Source organism: Streptomyces sp. NPDC031111 (assembly GCF_055570675.1).
Genome location: NZ_JBVIGS010000001.1, coordinates 235,506 through 252,502, shown reverse-complemented (window position 1 = coordinate 252,502; position 16,997 = coordinate 235,506). Strand labels below are relative to the sequence as shown.

Below are 16,997 nucleotides of genomic sequence, written 5' to 3'. Positions count from 1 at the left end.
GGCCGTGACGACGACTGTGACGCCCCCCGAGACCACACCCGCCAAGGAGTCCAAGCGCCCGCGTCTGCCGAAGTCGGCGCGGGCCGGCGGCACTCTGCACGGCGGTCCGATCGCGTACGCGATCCTGATCGTGTTCACGATCGTGTCGCTGTTCCCACTGGTGTGGACCGCGATCGCCGCCTCCCGGGACAACCAGCGGCTGGCGCAGAACCCGCCGCCGTTCTGGTTCGGTTCCAACCTGTTCAAGAACCTGGAGATCGCCTGGCAGGACGCCAACCTCGGTGAGGCCTTCCTCAACACCACGATCGTGGCGGGCATCTCGGCGGTGACCATCGTCGTGCTGTCGACGATCGCCGGGTTCGCCTTCGCCAAGCTGCGCTTCAAGGGCCGCAACGCGCTGATGCTGATCGTGATCGGCACGATGATGGTGCCGCCGCAGCTCAGCATCATCCCGCTGTACATGATGGTCGCCAAGCTCGACTGGTCCGACCAGCTCCAGGCGGTCATCTTCCCGTCGCTGGTGAGCGCGTTCGGTGTGTTCTTCATGCGGCAGTACCTGCTCCAGGCGCTGCCGGACGAGGTCATCGAGGCCGCCCGGGTGGACGGCGCGAGCAGCTGGCGCGTGATCTGGCACGTGGTGTTCCCGGCCGCGCGGCCGGCGATGGCCGTGCTCGGCATGCTGATGTTCGTGCAGACCTGGAACGACTTCCTGTGGCCGTTCCTGGTGCTGACCCAGACCGGCAGCCCGACCGTGCAGGTGGCGGTCGCCGGCCTCGGCCGCGGTTACACCCCGGACCAGTCCTTGATCATGGCGGGTGCCCTGCTGGGCACGCTCCCCCTGCTGCTTGTCTTCGCGATCTTCGGCAAGCAGATCGTGGGCGGCATCATGCAGGGCGCCGTCAAGGGGTGACGCCCGCTCACCTTCCCACCCTGGGGGCCGGGTCACCGCCGCCTCGGCCCCTCCCCCTCCGTTTCGTACTCGTCGGTCTTCCACGACCTCCTATGGGAGCGCTTCCATGTCTGACTCCGCAACGCCGGCGACCCCGGTGACCTTTCCTCCCGCCTTCCTCTGGGGCGCCGCGACCTCCGCGTACCAGATCGAGGGGGCGGTGCGGGAGGACGGGCGCACGCCTTCCATCTGGGACACCTTCAGCCACACGCCGGGCAAGACGGCCGGCGGCGAGACCGGTGACATCGCCAACGACCACTACCACCGCTACCGCGACGACGTGGCGCTGATGGCGAACCTGAACCTCAACGCCTACCGCTTCTCGATCTCCTGGTCGCGGGTGCAGCCGACCGGCCGCGGCCCCGCCGTGCAGCGCGGTCTGGACTTCTACCGCCGGCTGGTCGACGAGCTGCTGGCGAAGGGCATCAAGCCGGCCATCACCCTCTACCACTGGGACCTGCCGCAGGAGCTGGAGGACGCGGGCGGCTGGCCGGAGCGCGACACCGCGTACCGCTTCGCCGAGTACGCGGGGATCGTCGGTGAGGCGCTCGGCGACCGGGTGGAGCAGTGGATCACGCTCAACGAGCCGTGGTGCAGCGCCTTCCTGGGCTACGCCTCCGGGGTGCACGCCCCCGGCCGCACCGACCCGGCGGCCGCGCTGAAGGCCGCACACCACCTGAACCTGGCGCACGGCCTGGGCACCAAGGCGCTGCGCGCGGTGATGCCGGTCCGCAACCAGGTCGCCCTCAGCCTCAACTCGTCGGTGGTGCGCCCCCTCTCGCCGGACAACCCGGCGGACCGGGCCGCGGCACTCAAGATCGACGACCTGTCCAGCGGCATCTTCCACGGCCCGATCCTGCACGGCGCCTACCCGGAGACGCTGCTGGAGGCGACCTCGTCGCTCACCGACTGGTCGTACGTCCTCGACGGCGACCTGGACCAGATCCACCAGCCGCTGGACGCGCTCGGCCTCAACTACTACACGCCCACCCTGGTCTCGGCCGCGGACCCGGACGCGAAGGGTCCGCGGGCCGACGGGCACGGGGCGAGCGAGCACTCGCCGTGGCCCGCCGCGGACGACGTCGCCTTCCACCAGTCGCCGGGCGAGCAGACCGAGATGGGCTGGTCGGTGGACCCGACGGGCCTGCACGAGCTGATCATGCGCTACAACCGTGAAGCCCCCGGACTGCCGATCTACATCACCGAGAACGGCGCGGCCTACGACGACAAGCCGGACGCCGACGGCAAGGTGCACGACCCGGAGCGCGTCGCCTATCTGCACGGGCACCTCTCCGCGGTGCGCCGGGCCATCGCCGACGGCGCGGACGTGCGCGGCTACTACCTGTGGTCCCTGATGGACAACTTCGAGTGGGCGTACGGCTACGACAAGCGCTTCGGCGCGGTGTACGTCGACTACGCGACCCAGCAGCGGACCCCGAAGTCCAGCGCCCTGTGGTACGCGCGGGCCGCCAAGGCGGGAGCGCTTCCGGAGCCCGAGCAGATCTGACCGACTCCGGGTCCGGGAGACGGGGGACGGGGAACGGGGGGCGGGGCGCGGCACCCTAGGGGAGTGCCGCGCCCCGTTTCGTGTGTCCGGGCCTGTCGCGCGTCCGGGCCTCTCGCGTGCGCTAGTTGTACGCCGCGAACGCCTTCGTGAAGGCGAACTTGTCCTGGAGGATCGAACTGCACGTGGGGTCGGCGGCCGGCTTGGTGCCGCCGGGGCACTGCTGGTCACGGGTGCCGGACCACATGGACAGCCAGCCGAGGCCCTTGGACTTGGCGAAGTTCACCAGCTGGGTGGCGTCGTCGACCTTGAAGATCTCGGTGACGACGTCGTTGACGCCGATCATCGGGGTGACGGCGACGGTCTTCCAGGCGTCGGCGTCGCTCAGTCCGAGGACGCCCTTGATCTGGGCCTGGGTGGCGGTGGCGGCCTGCTCGGCGTAGGTGCCCATGTCGCCGCTGTAGGCCGGGCCGTAGTCCATCGCCATGATGTTGACGGCGTCGATCCGCACACCGTTCTTCTTGGCGTCGGCGAGCAGGTTCACGCCGTCCTGGGTGAGACCCTCCGGCATCACCGGGAGGGTGAAGGAGACGTCCAGGTCCGGGTGGGCCTTCTGGAGCTGGGCGATCGCCTGCGCGCGGCGGGTGTTGGCTGCCGCGTTGGGCAGGGCGCCGCCCTCGACGTCGAAGTCGACCTTGGTGAGCTCGTAGGCGTCGACGACCTTGGTGTAGGCGGCGGCGAGCGCGTCGGCGGAGGCGCAGGTGGTGCCGAGTTCGGAGCCGGCCGCGCCGCCGAAGGAGACGCGGACGTCGCCGCCCTTGGCGCGCAGCGCGCCGATCTGGGCGGCCACCGCGTTGTCGCCGAGCCCGCTGACGCCGCCCCACTTGGGGGTGCAGCCGCCGCCGTCGGTGATGAAGGCGAGGTTGTAGTCCTTCACGCCGGTCGCCTCCGCGCTCGCGACCAGGTCGAAGGCGGGGAAGAGGGAGGTGTCGACGTACGGCGCGAACCCGGCGGCGGTGCCCGTCCCGGTGCCGGTGCTCTCGGTGGGCTCGGCGGTCGGCTCCTCGGTCCGCGTCGGCTCCTCGGTGGGGGTCGGCTGCGTGGTCGGGGTGGGGGCGTCGGTGGGACGGCCGCTGGGCTCCGGGGTGGCGCCGCCGTCCGCCGAGCACGCGGCGCCGTCGACGAGACAACCGGTGGGGTCGGCGGTGCCCTTGACGACGAAGCCGACGGTGACGGACTCCCCGGCGCCCAGGCCGTCGGTGTCCCACTTGGCCGGCCGTACGGTGACGTGGTTGCCGCTGACACTCGACTCGGCGTTCCACAGCGAGCCGAGTTCGGTGCCGGCGGGCAGGTCGAACTCCAGCTTCCAGTCCTGGTCGCGCTCGCCGCTGTCGTTGGTCACCACGTACTGGGCGGTGTACCCGGTCGACCACTCACTGGTCTTCGTGTACACGGCTCCGACCCCGGCCGCCTGGGCGGTGCTGGTGAACACGAACGCGCCGCCGCCCGCCACGGCCGCGGCGACCACCGCGCCGATCGCCTTGTTCCTGCCGCTGATCCTGCGCCGGTGCGTGCTCATCGCGTGCCTGCCTTCGTTGCCGTTCGGGGGGTGTGCGGCAGCACGCTAGCGATGCGGAACCGGACAAATTTCCTGATCCGGTAGGCCGTCGGCGATCTTAGGGTGCGCTTAAGGAAGGGATCGGGGCCGGTTAAAGGAGGCGACCAGCCGACCCGGTCCACGGCGGCGGCGCACGGTTCCGCGGTGCCCGCGCCGTCGGGGCGCCCGCTCGCGCCCGTCGAGCTGGAGCCAGATCCGCACCTCGGTCCCGCCGAGCACGGACGAGCCGATCCGTACGTCCCCGCCGGTCGACTCGGCGAGCCGGCGCACGATGTCCAGGCCCAGCCCGGTGGAACCGTCGCTGCCCGAGCCCCGGCCGCGGGCCATCGCCGCCTCCGGGTCGGGTATGCCGGGGCCCGCGTCGGAGACGAGCACGATCACCGCGTCCTCGCCGTTGTGCACGTCGACCGCGAACGCGGTGCCCTCGGCCGTGTGCCGGAAGACATTGCCGAGCAGCGCGTCGAGGGCGGCGGCCAGATCGGCGCGGGCCACGGGTATCCGCACCGGCCGGTCGGCCCCGGCCACCCGCCACTTGCGGCCCTCGTCCTCGGCGAGCGCCGACCAGAACGCCATCCGCTCGCGCACCACTTCGGCCGCGTCGCAGCCGGCTCCGGGCCCCGCGGCGGCGGTCTGCGGCTTGGCGTCCCGGGCGGTGCGGATGATGGTGTCCACCTCCCGCTCCAGTTGCTCGACGGCGGCCCGGGTCTGCTCGGCGGCCGGTCCCTCGCCGAGAGAGGCGGCGTTGAGCCGCAGCACGGTCAGCGGCGTACGCAGCCGGTGGGACAGGTCGGCGGCCAGCTCCCGCTCGTTGGCGAGCAGTTGGACGACCTGGTCGGCCATCGAGTTGAACGCCACCGCCGCCAGCCGCAGTTCGGTCGGCCCCTCCTCGGGCACCCTCGCGCCCAGCTTCCCCTCGCCCAGTTCGTGCGCCCCCTCGACCAGCCGCTGCGCGGGCCGCACCATCCGTACGCCCAGCCGGTCGGCGACCGCGACCGAGCCGAGGATCAGCGCGACCCCGACCCCGGCGAGCACCGCCCAGGCCGTGCCGACGCCGTTGGTGACCTCGGACTCGGGGACGAACACCTCGACCACGGCGATCTCGCCGGTGCTGAGCGCGACCGGCTGGAGCAGCGCCGAGCCGCCGGACACGGTGGAGGTGGAGGCGCGGCCCAGTTTCCGCACCGCCGCGATGTCCTCCTCGGCGGCCCGCCGCTGCCCCATGTCCAGGGCCTCCCTGCCGTCGCCGGCGGGGAGGTGCACGGCCATCGCGGCGTCGGAGCCTGCGGAGGCGACGACGCGTTCGAGCTGGGCGCGGTCGGTGGTGATGGACAGCGCGGGGGCGACGGCCGCCGCCTCCCGCTCGGCGCCCGCGAAGGCGCGGTCGCGGGCCATCTCGCGGATGACCAGACCGAGCGGCACCGCGAAGGCGACGACGACCATGGCGGTCACCGCCAGCGACACCTTCACCAGGGCCCATCTCATCGCGAGGGCTCCGCTCCGGGCGGCTCCAGCTTCACGCCGACGCCCCGCAGCGTGTGCAGATAACGGGGCCGGGCGGCGGTCTCGCCCAACTTCCGGCGCAACCAGGAGAGATGGACGTCGATGGTCTGGTCGTCGCCGTACGACTGCTGCCACACCTCCGCGAGGAGTTCCTTGCGGGGCACGACGACACCGGGCCGGCCGGCGAGGAAGGCGAGCAGGTCGAACTCGCGGCGGGTCAGGTCGAGTCGTACGCCGTCGAGTTCGGCCTGGCGGCGCAGGGGGTCGACGGTCAGGCCGCCGACGCGGATGACCGGGGAGGGGGCCGCCTCCCCTCCGCCGGTGCGGGCCCGGCGGAGCACGGCCGCCATCCGGGCCGAGAGGTGTTCCACCGAGAACGGCTTGGTCAGATAGTCGTCCGCGCCGGCGTTGAGCAGCCGCACGATCTCCGTCTCGTCGTCCCGGGCGGTGGCGACGATCACCGGTACGTCCGTGATGCCGCGCAGCATCTTCAGTGCCTCGGAGCCGTCGAGGTCGGGCAGTCCGAGGTCCAGGACGACCACGTCGAAACGGTAGTGGGCGACCTCGCGCAGCGCCTCCAGCGCGGTGCCGACGCTGCGCACGGTGTGCGAGGCGTCGGTGAGCTGCCGGATGAGCGCCGAGCGTACGAACTGGTCGTCCTCGACCACGAGAACACTTGCCATGGGCGGCACCGTACGCCATGCCAGGTGGGCGGGGTGCGGGCCTGTGGATAACTCCGGATACCTCCGCAGGCGCGACACTCCTGAGGCTGATGGGGCAGTATGGCCCGACGATGCGCAGAGGACTCGTACACGTACTGGCCTGGCTGCTCGCCACGGGCGCGGCGGTCACGCTGTCCTGGTGGGGCGTCAGCACGGTGATGGCGGGCACCGCCTACGACCCGCCCCGCGCCCTGCCCATCGCGGCGGCCGACGAGGCCCCCGAGCAGTCGGAACCGGTGCTGTCGTCGACGCGGCGGCCGTCCGGGACGGCAGGTCCGAAGGACTCGGAACAGTCGCGGAATCCGTCGGCCGCGCCGGACGAGGAGTCCCGCGCACCGGACCCCGCCCCGTCCCGGTCCACCGCGCCCCCGCCGTCCCCCTCCCCCGCCGCTCCGGCCGCCTCCGGCCAGGTGAAGAGCTATGACACCAAGGGCGGCCGGGCGGTGTTCGACCTCGGCGAGACCTCCGCGTCGCTGGTGTCGGCGACACCGGGCGCCGGCTGGTCGATGCAGGTGTGGAAGACGGAGACGTGGATCCGGGTGGAGTTCACCTCGGGCGCGGACCGGGTGTCGGCCTTCTGCACCTGGCACGACGGCCCGCCCCGGGTGGAGATCGGAACGTACTGACGGAACCGGCCGTCAACCGGTCGGCCGGTCACTGGAAGACGGACGCGGGCGGCGCCGGTGAGGCGACCGCCGCCAGATCCGTCACGGGGGCGGCCCCGCCGGTGAAGTCGATGAGGTCCCTGCCGTGCTGGACGCGGCCCGGGTGCGGGTCGGAGGCGGCCCGGCGGGTCAGCTCGGCGATCGGCAGGGGCGCGTCGGAGGCGACCAGGACGGCGTTGCCGAAGCGTTTGCCGCGCAGCACCGCGGGGTCGGCGATCAGCGCGAGTTCGGCGAACCGGGCGGCGGCGGTGGCGATCTGGCCGCGCAGATGCGCGAGCGGCGGCCCGTCGGCGAGGTTGGCGGCGTAGACCCCGCCGGGGGCGAGGGCCCTGCGGACGTCGTCGAGGAACTCGGTCGAGGTGAGGTGGGCCGGGGTGCGGGCCCCGCTGAAGACGTCGGCGACGACGAGTCCGGCCCAGCCGTCCGGCACCTTGGCGAGCCCTTCACGGGCGTCGACCGAGCGCACCCGGATCCGGGCCTTGGGGTCCCACGGCAGCTCCCGCCGGACCAGTCGCACCAGCGCCGCGTCCCTCTCGACGACCTGCTGGGTGGAGCGGGGGCGGGTGGCGGCGACGTAGCGGGCGAGGGTGCACGCGCCCCCGCCGAGGTGCACGGCGTGCAGGGGCTTGCCGGGCGGGGCGACGAGATCGACGACGTGACCGAACCGGCGCTGGTACTCGAAGGACAGGTGCGCCGGGTCGTCGAGGTCGACGTGCGACTGCGGCGCGTCGTCGATCAACAACGTCCAGCCCCGCACCCGCTCCCGATCGGGGACGAGCCGGGCGAGCCCACCATCGACAGCCTCGACGACGTCCTCCGCCGCACGCCCACTCTTCCTGGCCCTTCCCATCCCCTCATCTTCCCATCCCCTGACAGCCCCTCCGGCGTTTGAGGAGCGGGGGCCCGGGGGCAGCGCCCCCGGAGAGGTCGGGAACGGGAAGGGGCGGCGGGGGCGAAGGAAACCCCTGAGCGGACACGCTCACGTACAACCGTCGGCCGCCTCGATCATCCGTTGGGCCGCGTCCAGCGCCTCCCGCAGCACCGCGGGATCCGTCGCCGGCTCCACCTCGTCCGGCGGCAGCAGCCAGTCCGACCCCTCCACCCCGGGCTCGGGAACCAGACACAGCCCACGCCCATCGGTCTCCGTACACGTACTCCCCGGCACGTCCCACGCCGCGGCCGTCCCCGGCGGCACCAGGAAGCCGAGCGTGTCCCCGCCGTCGTCGTGCAGTACGGGCCCCACCGCGTCCCCGGCCCCGCGCCGCAGGATGTCGACCGCTTCCAGACCCTGCCGCGCCGGCACCGTGACCACGTCACAGTCCGTACTCGGCAGCGTTGACGATTCCCTGCTCCGACTGGTCGTCATCCCGGCCTCCAGCGCACACATCGGGCCCCCGGTCCACAGGGCTCAACGAACCGGAACGTCAACGGCTACGCCGAAAGTCCGCCGCAAAGGATGGCAGTTCATGGCAGATCGCGGAGGACATATCCGGATTGTTGCCAAACTCCGCGTGGTGACTCCGTCACAGCAGGTACGTTCTAGCCCGCCGGAAACAGGGCAGCACACGGACAAGTCACCCCGATTCCGGCATGGTTCGACGGTTCGCAGAGAGGACCCGGCCATGGCGTCGTCAACGGTGCCCTCGTCCCAGCCACAGCGGCCCCCGCGGCCGAACATCGTCTTCCGGCGACTGCGCGGACCGCGCTCGCCGGCCGAGTTCGCCGCGGCGGTACGGCGGGCCGCTCGCGAGATCGGCGAGCGGGTCAGCTGTGACGCTCGGTATGTGCACCGGGTGGAGGCGGGCGAGATCCGCTGCCCCAACTACGCCTACGAACGGGTGTTCCTGCACATGTTCCCCGGCCGCACGCTGACCGACCTGGGCTTCGCGCCCCGTTCGTCGGTCCGCGGGCGCGGGGCGCGGGCCGCCGGGGACGGCACACCCCCGGCCCGCACCGAGAACCCGGCGAACGCCACGACTGAGAACAGCGGGGCGTACGAGCCGTATGAGACGCAGGACCGGTACGACACGTACGACACGCACGACCACGAGGAGAGCGACGTGCTGCGTCGCGCATTCATGACCGGCGGGGGCGCCACGGTGGCCGCCGCCTCGCTGAGCCCTTACGGGTTCGCCCCGGACGCCTCGGCCGCGCAGCGCGCCGTGCGCCGCGCGGGGGCGAGCGACGCGGGCGCCCTGGAGGAAGCCGTCCGCCGGATCCGGCTGCTGGACGACCGGCACGGAGCGGACGGGCTGTACCGCCGCGCGGCGGCCCCCTTGCGTGCCGCCTACGCGCTGCTGGACGCGGGGGCGACCCGGCAGCGGACGGCGGACCGGCTGTACTCGGGCGCCGGGGAGCTGGCCATCTCGGTGGGGTGGCTGGCGCACGACTCGGGCCGCTTCGACGACGCGCGCTCGCACTACGCGGAGGCGCTGGCGACCGCGCGGGTGACGGGGGATCCGGCGGTGGAGGCGCACGCCTTCTGCAACACGGCGTTCCTCGCGCGGGACGCGGGGCGGCCCCGGGAGGCGGTACGGGCGGCGCAGGCCGCGCAGCGGGTGGCGCGGCCGCTGGGCTCACCCCGGCTGATGTCGCTGCTGGCGCTGCGCGAGGCGGGCGGCTGGGCGGGGCTGGCCGACCGCACGGGGTGCGAGCAGGCGCTGGTCCGGGCGCAGGCGTATTTCGAACGGGGGTCGTCCGAGGCGGACCCGGAGTGGATGAGCTTCTACGGGGAGGCGGAGCTGGAGGGGCTGGAGGCGCAGTGCTGGTCGACGCTGGGCGACTGGCCGAGGGCGGCGCGCCACGCACGGCGGGCCGCCGAACTCCAGGACCCGCACTTCACCCGGAACATCGCGCTGTACACGGCGGAGCTGGCGGACGACCTGGCCCGCGGAGGCCGTCCGGACGAGGCCGCGGAAGCCGGGATGCAGGTCCTCGACCTCCTGAACGAGGTCCAGTCCTCCCGAGTACGCACGATGCTGGCAGGCACAGCCCGAGTCCTACTCCCCCACCGCCGAGCCACAGAAGTCTCCACCTTCCTCGACCGCCACGCCTCCCTACCAAGAACGACATAACTGCGGGCAGTCGTGCCGCCGCCAGGCTGCGGGCAGTCGTGCCGCTGTGGCGGCACGGGTGGGCGCAGGCGGCACCACGCAAGCGCCGGGCTGCGCAACACCCCCCGCCCAGCCCCCACACCGGGCGCCCCGCAACCGTCACCCAGCCAAATGCCCCTGCTCGTTCCACGACTCGATCGCCGGCTCCCCATACGCCCACCCCAGCACGGACAACGACGTCGGATTGAGCCGAATCCGCGCCGCGAACCCGATCGGCAACCCCAGCCACCGCGCCCCGATCGACCGCAAAATGTGCCCGTGCGCAAACACCAGCACGTCACGATCCGCGGACCGAGCCCACCCCACAACCTCGTCCGCACGCCGAGCCACCTCGGCCAACGACTCCCCCTCGGGAACACCGTCGCGCCAGATCAGCCACCCGGGCCGCACCGCCTGTATCTCCTCCGGGGTCATGCCCTCGTACGCCCCGTAGTCCCACTCCATCAGCGTGTCCCAGGTCTCCGCGCGCTCACCGAAGCCGGCCAGCTCGCAGGTCTCCCGCGCGCGTGACAGCGGGCTGGTGCGCACCTCGACGCCGGCCAGCCCGTCGTACGGCGCCCGGTGCAGCCGCTCGCCCAGCAGCTTGGCTCCCCGCCGGCCCTCCTCCAGGAGCGGCACATCGGTCCTGCCGGTGTGCTTGCCGGACAGCGACCACTCGGTCTGTCCGTGCCGGGCCAGCAGGATGCGCGGTGCCATGGGAGAGACCTTCCGGATGAAAATTCGCAGGCGGAACCCACCCATCATCGCGCACCCTGGTCGCGGGCAACCCGGCGGGCGATCTCCGCGTCTATGAGGGCCGAGGGCGTCTCACGGGGGGACGCGCACACACCGTAGAGTGGCTGGCCGCCGACGGAACGCCGCGCGAGGACGAAGGGGGAGCGATCGGATGCCGCACACCGAGACACCGGGCACCGAGGTTGCCCCGGCGACCCGGCTGCGCTGGTGGACGGAGCTGCCGCTCATCCTCCTGGTGTACGCCTGCTACTCGGCCGGACGACTGGTCGTCCGGGGCGACGTCTCCGACGCCGTCGACCACGGGCTGGCGATCCTGCGCATAGAGAAGGCGCTGTACCTGAACGCCGAGCACCCGCTGAACCGTCTCTTCACCCGTGAACCGTGGCTCGGGATACCCGCCGACTTCTGGTACGCCTCGCTGCACTACCTGGTGACCCCGGCGATCCTCGTCTGGCTGTTCCGCTCCCGCGCGGCGCACTTCCGCGCCGCCCGCACCTGGCTGATGACCTCGACCTTCATCGGTCTGATCGGCTTCACCCTGTTGCCCACCTGCCCGCCCCGGCTGCTCGACGCGAGCCACGGCTTCGTGGACACGATGGCCCACTACAGCGCGTACGGCTGGTGGGCCGGCGAGGCCAGCGCCCCGCGGGGCCTCGGCGGACTCACCAACCAGTACGCGGCGATGCCGAGCCTGCACGTGGGCTGGGCGCTGTGGTGCGGAGTGATCCTGTGGCGCTACGGCCGTACGCGCCTGACCAAGACGGCCGCCGTCGTCTACCCGCTGGTGACGACGATCGTGGTGATGGGCACCGCGAACCACTACTTCCTCGACGCGGCCGCGGGCGCCGCCGTCATGGGCGCCGGCCTGCTGCTGGCCCCGGTCGTGACGCGGTACGCGGACCGGGCGAAGGTCCGCTTCCTGCCCCGCCCCGCGGCCGTCCCGGCGGACTCCTCCGCCACTCGTTCCCCGATTGTCAGTGCCGGATGCCAGACTTCCGCGGGTGAGCGATTTCCACGGCAGCGGCACCCCGAGTCGCGGTACGGACCAGGAAGCGAACCGGGTACCTCCCCCGCGGACACGGGGGAAGGCGCTCCGGCACCGGCTCGCTGAGCTGCGCGGCCCCGAGGTCCAGGCCAAGGCGCTGGACGCGCGCGCCCTGGCCGCCCTCGCCGCCAACCCGGGTTGCAGACGGCGCGCGATCCTCGACGGCGCCGGGGTGAACAAGGCGGTGCTGGCGGACGCGCTGGGCTCGCCGTCGGTCTTCGGCCAGTCCCAGTTCGCGTTCGTGCGGGGCAACGCGTTCGAGGCGAAGGTCAAGGCGGACGGCGGTACGGAACTGCTGCGCCTCGCCCACGAGAAGCTGGACCGCGCGGCCGAACCGCCCGCCGAAGCACGCGTCCCCGATCTCACCGCCCAGGGCCCACAGGGCCGCACGGCGCGTACGGAGCTGGCGCTGCGCGAGGCCACCGAGGCGCCCGGCGCGTGGACGCTGCTCGACCACCCCATGCTGGCGCTCGACGTCGCGGGCTCCCCGGCCTTCCTGGAGCCGGACGCGGTGGTGGTGCACCCGGACGGCAGCTGGACGGTCGTGGAGATCAAGTCGTTCCCGATGCTGGACGGCGCCGCGGACCCGGCGAAGGTCGGCGCGGCGGCACGCCAGGCGGCGGTGTACGTGCTGGCCCTGGAGCAGGTCGCCGCGCGGCTCGATCCGGCCCCGCGGGTGCGGCACCGGATCCTGCTGGTGTGCCCGAAGGACTTCTCCAACCTGCCCACCGCGTCCGCCGTGGACGTGCGCAAGCAGCGCGCGGTGACCGCCCGCCAGCTGGCCCGGCTCACCCGCATCGAGGAGATCGCCGACGCGCTGCCCGAGGGCACGTGCTTCTCTCCGGAGCTGCCCCCCGAGCGTCTGGCGGAGGCCGTGGAATCGGTGCCGGCGACCTACGCGCCGGAGTGCCTGTCCGCGTGCGAGCTGGCCTTCCACTGCCGGGACCGCTCCCGCGCGGAGGGCGCGGTGACCCGCCTGGGCCGCCCGGTACGGGCGGAGCTGGGCGGTCTGACGACGGTCGGGGACGTGCTGGCGGCGGCCCGCGGCGAGGCGGGTGACCCGGACGATCCGGCGGTGGCGGCCCTGCGCAGGGCGGCGGCGCTGCGCGCGGAGGCACTGGCAGCGGGTGCCTTGGAGGTGGCCCCTTGTCCCTGATCACCACCCTCGCCCGTCTCGAGGCCGTCAGCACCGGCCGCGCGCAGCCCGCGGCCACCGTCCGGCACCGGCATCTGTCCGAGCGGCCCCTGGTGTTCGTCCCGCTGATCACCGCCGGTGAGGCGGGCGCCCCGCTCGGCGCGCTGGTGGGCACCGACCGGGACGCGCCCCGGCTGCTGGCCGTGCCGCAGCCGCGCGACCGCGATCTGCGGTTCGCGTTCCTGGCCGAGCTGGCCGACGTGGTGCTGCCGTACGTCGACGGATTCGCGGACGTCGTGGAGGCCGCCGAGCGCTCCGAGACCGATCCGGAGACCGGCAAGCGGGTCAAGGTCGAGGTCGAGCTGTGCGCGGACGCGCCGCAGCTGATCGTGCCGAGCCGGGCCGGCATCGACCTCGTACGGCTGCTCGGGCGCTCCATGCGGTTCCGGCGCACGGCGGAGCAGGACCCGGAGGCCCCGTTCCCGGCGCCGCCCCGGGTGCCGCTGCTGGGGCGGTGGCTGACGCACTTCGGGGAGCGGGCCCGGGTGCCCGGCTCCTCGCTGCTGCTGGCCATGAGCGACGTACTGGCCCGGCACTGGGCGACCGGGCAGTCCTCCCTGGAGGACCAGCACCTGGGGGCGCTGCTCGCCTGGATCGACCCGCCCGAGGGGCGCTCGGGTGCCGAGGCCGCGCGGGAGGCCGAGCTCGCGCGGGACGCCGACGGGCAGTTGCGGTGCCCACCCGCGGGCCCGGCGACCGATCCCGCGTTCGACAACAAGCTGCTCGCCCCGGCGATCGAGCGCTACGACCGTGCCCGTACGGCGCTCGCGGCGGCGGAGGACGGTCTGGAGGCGGACGACCGCCTGGGCGCGCTGACCGCCGCCGAGCGGGAGATCCGCGCGCTGGTGGAGAGCCGCACCCGGCCCACCTGGGACGCGGTGTGGCGGGGCCTCGACCTGCTGGCGGAGCTGCCGGAGGGCGCGCGGGTCGAGGAGCGGTGGACGCGCGACCGCTGGTCGTTCACCGGTCACCGGGACCGGGTCCTGGCCGGTGAGCCGCCGCAGCCGCGCCGCGACGACGCGGTCACCGCGGCGAACAAGCTCGCCACGCGCGAGCGGGAGCAGGCCCGGCTGGAGGCGCAGGAGGCGCTCGACGACCCGCTGGTGATGGCGGCCCGGCGGCTGTCCGGGGAGGCGTTCGCGGGCGAGGTGGTGGACGTGGTGATGGCGTACAGCGAGAGCAAGCGGCCGAGCCCGCGCCCCCTGGTCACCGTCCGCACGGACGACCGCCCGCACCTCGGCGAGCGGGCCAGGGCGTACCGCTCGCTGGGCGGGAAGCCGCAGACGGCGGAGTTCGTCGGCTACGAGGACGGCCCGGAGGACGGCCTGCTCGTCCTCCGGATCATGGACAGGATGGGCCGCGGCAAGGAGCCGGAGGAGGGTTCCGTGCCGGAGAAGGGCGACCGCCTGTGCTTCACGCTGTTCGAGCACGAACCGCGCGGCGGGGCGAAACTGCCCGACCCCGAGGAGACCCCGTGGACCCATGGCGGTCCGCCCGGTGAGGAGGCCGTACCGGAGGCCGCCGACCCGGTGACCGAGGAGGACGTGCTGTGACCGCCCCTGCCCGGCAGGCCGTGTTCGACCCGGGTGCGGCCGCGGCCCGCGCCACCGACGCGATCCTCCGCGACACGCTGCGCGGCACCGCGCGCGGTGTCGTCGTCGACTCCCCGCCCGGCGCCGGCAAGTCCACGCTGGTGGTGCGGGCGGCGCTGGAGCTGGCGGAGGCGGGGCGTCCGCTGATGGTGGTGGCGCAGACGAACGCGCAGGTCGACGATCTGGTCCTGCGTCTCGCCGAGAAGAACCCCGAGCTGCCGGTGGGCCGGCTGCACAGCAGCGACACCGACCCGTACGACAAGGCCCTCGACGCGCTGGACAACGTCCGCAAGTCGGCGAAGGCCGCCGATCTCACCGGGCTGCCCGTGGTGATCTCGACGGCGGCGAAGTGGGCGCACGTCAAGGGCGTCGAACCCTGGGGGCACGCGATCGTCGACGAGGCGTACCAGATGCGCTCGGACGCGTTGCTCGCGGTGGCCAACCTGTTCGAGCGTGCGCTGTTCGTCGGCGACCCGGGCCAGCTGGACCCCTTCTCCATCGTGGGCAGCGAGCAGTGGGCGGGCCTGTCGTACGACCCGTCCGCGTCGGCGGTCACCACGCTGCTCGCGCACAACCCGGAGCTGCCGCAGCACCGGCTGCCCGTGTCCTGGCGACTCCCGGCGTCGGCGGCTCCCCTGGTCTCGGACGCCTTCTACCCGTACACGCCGTTCCGCAGTGGCACGGGTCACGGCGACCGCCGGCTCGCCTTCTCCGTCCCGTCGGACGGCACGGGCCCGGACCGGGTGATCGACGAGGCCGCGGAGTCCGGCTGGGGCCTCCTGGAACTGCCGGCCCGGCACACGCCGCGCACGGACCCGGAGGCGGTGCGCGCGGTCGCGCTGGTGGTCCGCCGTCTGCTGGACCGCGAGGGCACGGCGGCCTCCGAACGCTCGCCGGACCCCACCCCCCTCACCGCCGACCGCGTCGCGGTGGGCACCGCGCACCGCGACCAGGCGGCGGCGGTACGGGCGGCACTCGCCGAACTGGGCGTGGCGGACGTCACCGTCGACACGGCGAACCGGCTCCAGGGCCGCGAGTACGACGTCACGGTCGTCCTGCACCCTCTCTCCGGCCGCCCCGACGCCACCGCCTTCCACCTGGAGACGGGCCGCCTGTGCGTCCTGGCCTCCCGCCACCGCCACGCCTGCATCGTCGTCTGCCGCGAGGGGGTGAGCGACCTCCTGGACGACTACCCGTCCACGGAACCGGTCCAGCTGGGCACGCTGGTGAAGTTCCCGGACGGCTGGGAGGCGAACCACGCGGTGCTGGCGCACCTGGCGGAACACCGGGTGGCCTGGCGCCCATGACCAGCACCCCCACGCCCGCCCAACGCACACCCGCTCCCACAGCCTCACCCGCCGGACGGAGTCCGGCACGCCGCCGGAGGCGGCCGATGAATACAGCCCGGACGGCTGGGAAGCCAACCACGCGGTGCCGGCGCACCTCGCCGAACACCGGGTGAGCCGGCGGACCTGATCCGTGGCGTCACTAGGATCGCCGCCATGTCTGTGAACCTTCGCATAGAGCTGGACGTCCGTGGCCTCGTCTCCCGTGAGCAAGCCGAGGACGTACGGAAAGCGGTCCACGAGCGGATCGTCGACGAGCGCCTCGGCGAGGAAGTGACCCTGTCGCTGCTGGAACACGACGGAGAGTTCATGGTGCTGGGCCGCACGGCCCACCCGGTCATCATCTCCGGTGTCCGGTACTGGGAGCCGGAGTTCAAGAGGGGGATCCAGGCGGCCGTGAAGGAGGTGCCGGCGGAGGCCCACGTCCGGCTGCTCTGCGTCGACGTCGACCTGGAGAGGGCCATCGCAGAGGGCAGGGTCTGACTTCGCGCGCGCATACAGCCCGGACGGCCAGGGAAGCCATTCACGCGGCCCTCTTGCGGGGGCGCGGGACAATGGACGGTGGCCCGCAATCCAGGGGGTCGACCGCGACGTACGAAGGAGAAGTCATGGCGGAGCACACGCCGCGCCGGGACCAGCCGCGGCTACGCCCCGCGCCCCTGCTGTTCGAGCCCGCCGAGGCGGCCTCGGATCCCGAGCACTTCTTCGACCTGGAGTCGATCGAGGATCCGCGTGCGCTGCTGGAGCGGTCGACGGAGCTGACGCTCGCGTTCCGTGCCGCGGCGGACCGGGCGACGGAGTTCCAGGCGATGGCGGCGGCCCAGCTGGCCGACCCCCGTCGCTTCGACCGGCTGACGCCGGCGGACATCGCCGAGCGCGCCGAGTGGACCGAGGACTACGCGAAGAAGATGGTCGAGTTCGGCCGGGACCTGATGCGCGGCGGAGAAGGACTGGGGCACGCCGACCCCGTATGAGGCAGGCATATGCCGGGCGCGCACGATACTCCCCCTCGC

General features: G+C 73.1%; 16 protein-coding genes. 10 read left to right on the top strand and 6 right to left on the bottom strand.

What is annotated here, in order from left to right; translation table 11 throughout:
* The first annotated feature begins 4 nt into the window (after nucleotides 1–4).
* A complete protein-coding gene (locus ACZ470_RS01195; RefSeq protein WP_468423242.1) occupies nucleotides 5–910 on the top strand; it encodes a carbohydrate ABC transporter permease in 906 nt (301 codons plus the stop codon).
* 106 nt (nucleotides 911–1,016) lie between these two features.
* A complete protein-coding gene (locus ACZ470_RS01190; RefSeq protein WP_468423241.1) occupies nucleotides 1,017–2,456 on the top strand; it encodes a GH1 family beta-glucosidase in 1,440 nt (479 codons plus the stop codon).
* Between the two features lie 121 nt (nucleotides 2,457–2,577).
* On the opposite strand, the gene ACZ470_RS01185 is transcribed toward ACZ470_RS01190, so the two are convergent.
* From ACZ470_RS01185 to ACZ470_RS01175, 3 genes are all read right to left on the bottom strand, one after another.
* Nucleotides 2,578–4,032 (bottom strand): glycoside hydrolase family 18 protein, encoded by a 1,455-nt coding sequence (locus ACZ470_RS01185; protein ID WP_468423240.1) that lies wholly within the window; start codon nucleotides 4,030–4,032, stop codon nucleotides 2,578–2,580.
* A gap of 108 nt (nucleotides 4,033–4,140) precedes the next feature.
* The gene (locus ACZ470_RS01180; RefSeq protein WP_468423239.1) at nucleotides 4,141–5,553 is read right to left on the bottom strand and encodes a sensor histidine kinase; all 1,413 of its coding nucleotides are present in this window, start codon (nucleotides 5,551–5,553) and stop codon (nucleotides 4,141–4,143) included.
* Entirely contained in the window at nucleotides 5,550–6,254 is a 705-nt protein-coding gene (locus tag ACZ470_RS01175) for a response regulator transcription factor (protein WP_468423238.1), read from the bottom strand. Before ACZ470_RS01175 ends, ACZ470_RS01180 begins: the two co-directional genes overlap by 4 nt.
* 110 nt (nucleotides 6,255–6,364) lie before the next feature.
* Between ACZ470_RS01175 and ACZ470_RS01170 the strand changes: the two genes are divergently transcribed.
* Entirely contained in the window at nucleotides 6,365–6,919 is a 555-nt protein-coding gene (locus ACZ470_RS01170) for a hypothetical protein (protein WP_468423237.1), read from the top strand.
* A 28-nt stretch (nucleotides 6,920–6,947) separates the two neighbouring features.
* On the opposite strand, the gene ACZ470_RS01165 is transcribed toward ACZ470_RS01170, so the two are convergent.
* Both ACZ470_RS01165 and ACZ470_RS01160 read right to left on the bottom strand, forming a co-directional pair.
* Nucleotides 6,948–7,808 (bottom strand): spermidine synthase, encoded by an 861-nt coding sequence (locus ACZ470_RS01165; RefSeq protein WP_468423236.1) that lies wholly within the window; start codon nucleotides 7,806–7,808, stop codon nucleotides 6,948–6,950.
* 129 nt (nucleotides 7,809–7,937) lie between these two features.
* Nucleotides 7,938–8,324 (bottom strand): hypothetical protein, encoded by a 387-nt coding sequence (locus ACZ470_RS01160; RefSeq protein ID WP_468423235.1) that lies wholly within the window; start codon nucleotides 8,322–8,324, stop codon nucleotides 7,938–7,940.
* 256 nt (nucleotides 8,325–8,580) lie between these two features.
* Here ACZ470_RS01160 and ACZ470_RS01155 point away from each other — a divergent pair, with 256 nt between their 5' ends.
* Nucleotides 8,581–10,032: a hypothetical protein gene (locus ACZ470_RS01155; protein ID WP_468423234.1), complete on the top strand. Its 1,452-nt coding sequence runs from the start codon at nucleotides 8,581–8,583 to the stop codon at nucleotides 10,030–10,032.
* Between the two features lie 138 nt (nucleotides 10,033–10,170).
* Here the strand turns inward: ACZ470_RS01155 and ACZ470_RS01150 are convergent, their stop codons facing one another.
* Nucleotides 10,171–10,767 carry a histidine phosphatase family protein gene (locus tag ACZ470_RS01150; protein ID WP_468423232.1) on the bottom strand — a complete coding sequence of 199 codons (597 nt, stop codon included), beginning with the start codon at nucleotides 10,765–10,767 and terminating at the stop codon, nucleotides 10,171–10,173.
* Between the two features lie 190 nt (nucleotides 10,768–10,957).
* On the opposite strand from ACZ470_RS01150, the gene ACZ470_RS01145 reads away from it, so the two are divergent.
* The 6 genes from ACZ470_RS01145 to ACZ470_RS01120 all read left to right on the top strand — a co-directional run bounded on the left by ACZ470_RS01145 (nucleotide 10,958) and on the right by ACZ470_RS01120 (nucleotide 16,958).
* Nucleotides 10,958–11,917 carry a phosphatase PAP2 family protein gene (locus tag ACZ470_RS01145; RefSeq protein WP_468423231.1) on the top strand — a complete coding sequence of 320 codons (960 nt, stop codon included), beginning with the start codon at nucleotides 10,958–10,960 and terminating at the stop codon, nucleotides 11,915–11,917.
* Nucleotides 11,808–13,007: a hypothetical protein gene (locus tag ACZ470_RS01140; RefSeq protein WP_468423229.1), complete on the top strand. Its 1,200-nt coding sequence runs from the start codon at nucleotides 11,808–11,810 to the stop codon at nucleotides 13,005–13,007. The genes ACZ470_RS01145 and ACZ470_RS01140 overlap by 110 nt, the downstream gene beginning before the upstream one ends.
* Nucleotides 12,998–14,599, top strand: a complete 1,602-nt coding sequence (locus ACZ470_RS01135) for a hypothetical protein (protein ID WP_468423228.1) — start codon at nucleotides 12,998–13,000, stop codon at nucleotides 14,597–14,599. Before ACZ470_RS01140 ends, ACZ470_RS01135 begins: the two co-directional genes overlap by 10 nt.
* Complete coding sequence (locus ACZ470_RS01130; RefSeq protein WP_468423226.1) at nucleotides 14,596–15,945, top strand: AAA family ATPase; 1,350 nt, start codon at nucleotides 14,596–14,598, stop codon at nucleotides 15,943–15,945. Before ACZ470_RS01135 ends, ACZ470_RS01130 begins: the two co-directional genes overlap by 4 nt.
* Before the next feature lie 195 nt (nucleotides 15,946–16,140).
* Nucleotides 16,141–16,467 carry a hypothetical protein gene (locus tag ACZ470_RS01125; RefSeq protein ID WP_468423225.1) on the top strand — a complete coding sequence of 109 codons (327 nt, stop codon included), beginning with the start codon at nucleotides 16,141–16,143 and terminating at the stop codon, nucleotides 16,465–16,467.
* A gap of 125 nt (nucleotides 16,468–16,592) precedes the next feature.
* Nucleotides 16,593–16,958 (top strand): hypothetical protein, encoded by a 366-nt coding sequence (locus ACZ470_RS01120; RefSeq protein ID WP_468423223.1) that lies wholly within the window; start codon nucleotides 16,593–16,595, stop codon nucleotides 16,956–16,958.
* Nucleotides 16,959–16,997: the final 39 nt, after the last annotated feature.

Bases quoted from the DNA above. Each gene is read 5' to 3' on its own strand.
- ACZ470_RS01170 (WP_468423237.1), top strand. From the start codon at position 6,365: ATGCGCAGAGGACTCGTACACGTACTGGCCTGGCTGCTCGCCACGGGC.
- ACZ470_RS01185 (WP_468423240.1), bottom strand. From the start codon at position 4,032: ATGAGCACGCACCGGCGCAGGATCAGCGGCAGGAACAAGGCGATCGGC.
- ACZ470_RS01175 (WP_468423238.1), bottom strand. From the start codon at position 6,254: ATGGCAAGTGTTCTCGTGGTCGAGGACGACCAGTTCGTACGCTCGGCG.
- ACZ470_RS01190 (WP_468423241.1), top strand. From the start codon at position 1,017: ATGTCTGACTCCGCAACGCCGGCGACCCCGGTGACCTTTCCTCCCGCC.
- ACZ470_RS01125 (WP_468423225.1), top strand. From the start codon at position 16,141: ATGTCTGTGAACCTTCGCATAGAGCTGGACGTCCGTGGCCTCGTCTCC.
- ACZ470_RS01120 (WP_468423223.1), top strand. From the start codon at position 16,593: ATGGCGGAGCACACGCCGCGCCGGGACCAGCCGCGGCTACGCCCCGCG.
- ACZ470_RS01150 (WP_468423232.1), bottom strand. From the start codon at position 10,767: ATGGCACCGCGCATCCTGCTGGCCCGGCACGGACAGACCGAGTGGTCG.
- ACZ470_RS01160 (WP_468423235.1), bottom strand. From the start codon at position 8,324: ATGACGACCAGTCGGAGCAGGGAATCGTCAACGCTGCCGAGTACGGAC.
- ACZ470_RS01165 (WP_468423236.1), bottom strand. From the start codon at position 7,808: ATGGGAAGGGCCAGGAAGAGTGGGCGTGCGGCGGAGGACGTCGTCGAG.
- ACZ470_RS01145 (WP_468423231.1), top strand. From the start codon at position 10,958: ATGCCGCACACCGAGACACCGGGCACCGAGGTTGCCCCGGCGACCCGG.
- ACZ470_RS01155 (WP_468423234.1), top strand. From the start codon at position 8,581: ATGGCGTCGTCAACGGTGCCCTCGTCCCAGCCACAGCGGCCCCCGCGG.
- ACZ470_RS01180 (WP_468423239.1), bottom strand. From the start codon at position 5,553: ATGAGATGGGCCCTGGTGAAGGTGTCGCTGGCGGTGACCGCCATGGTC.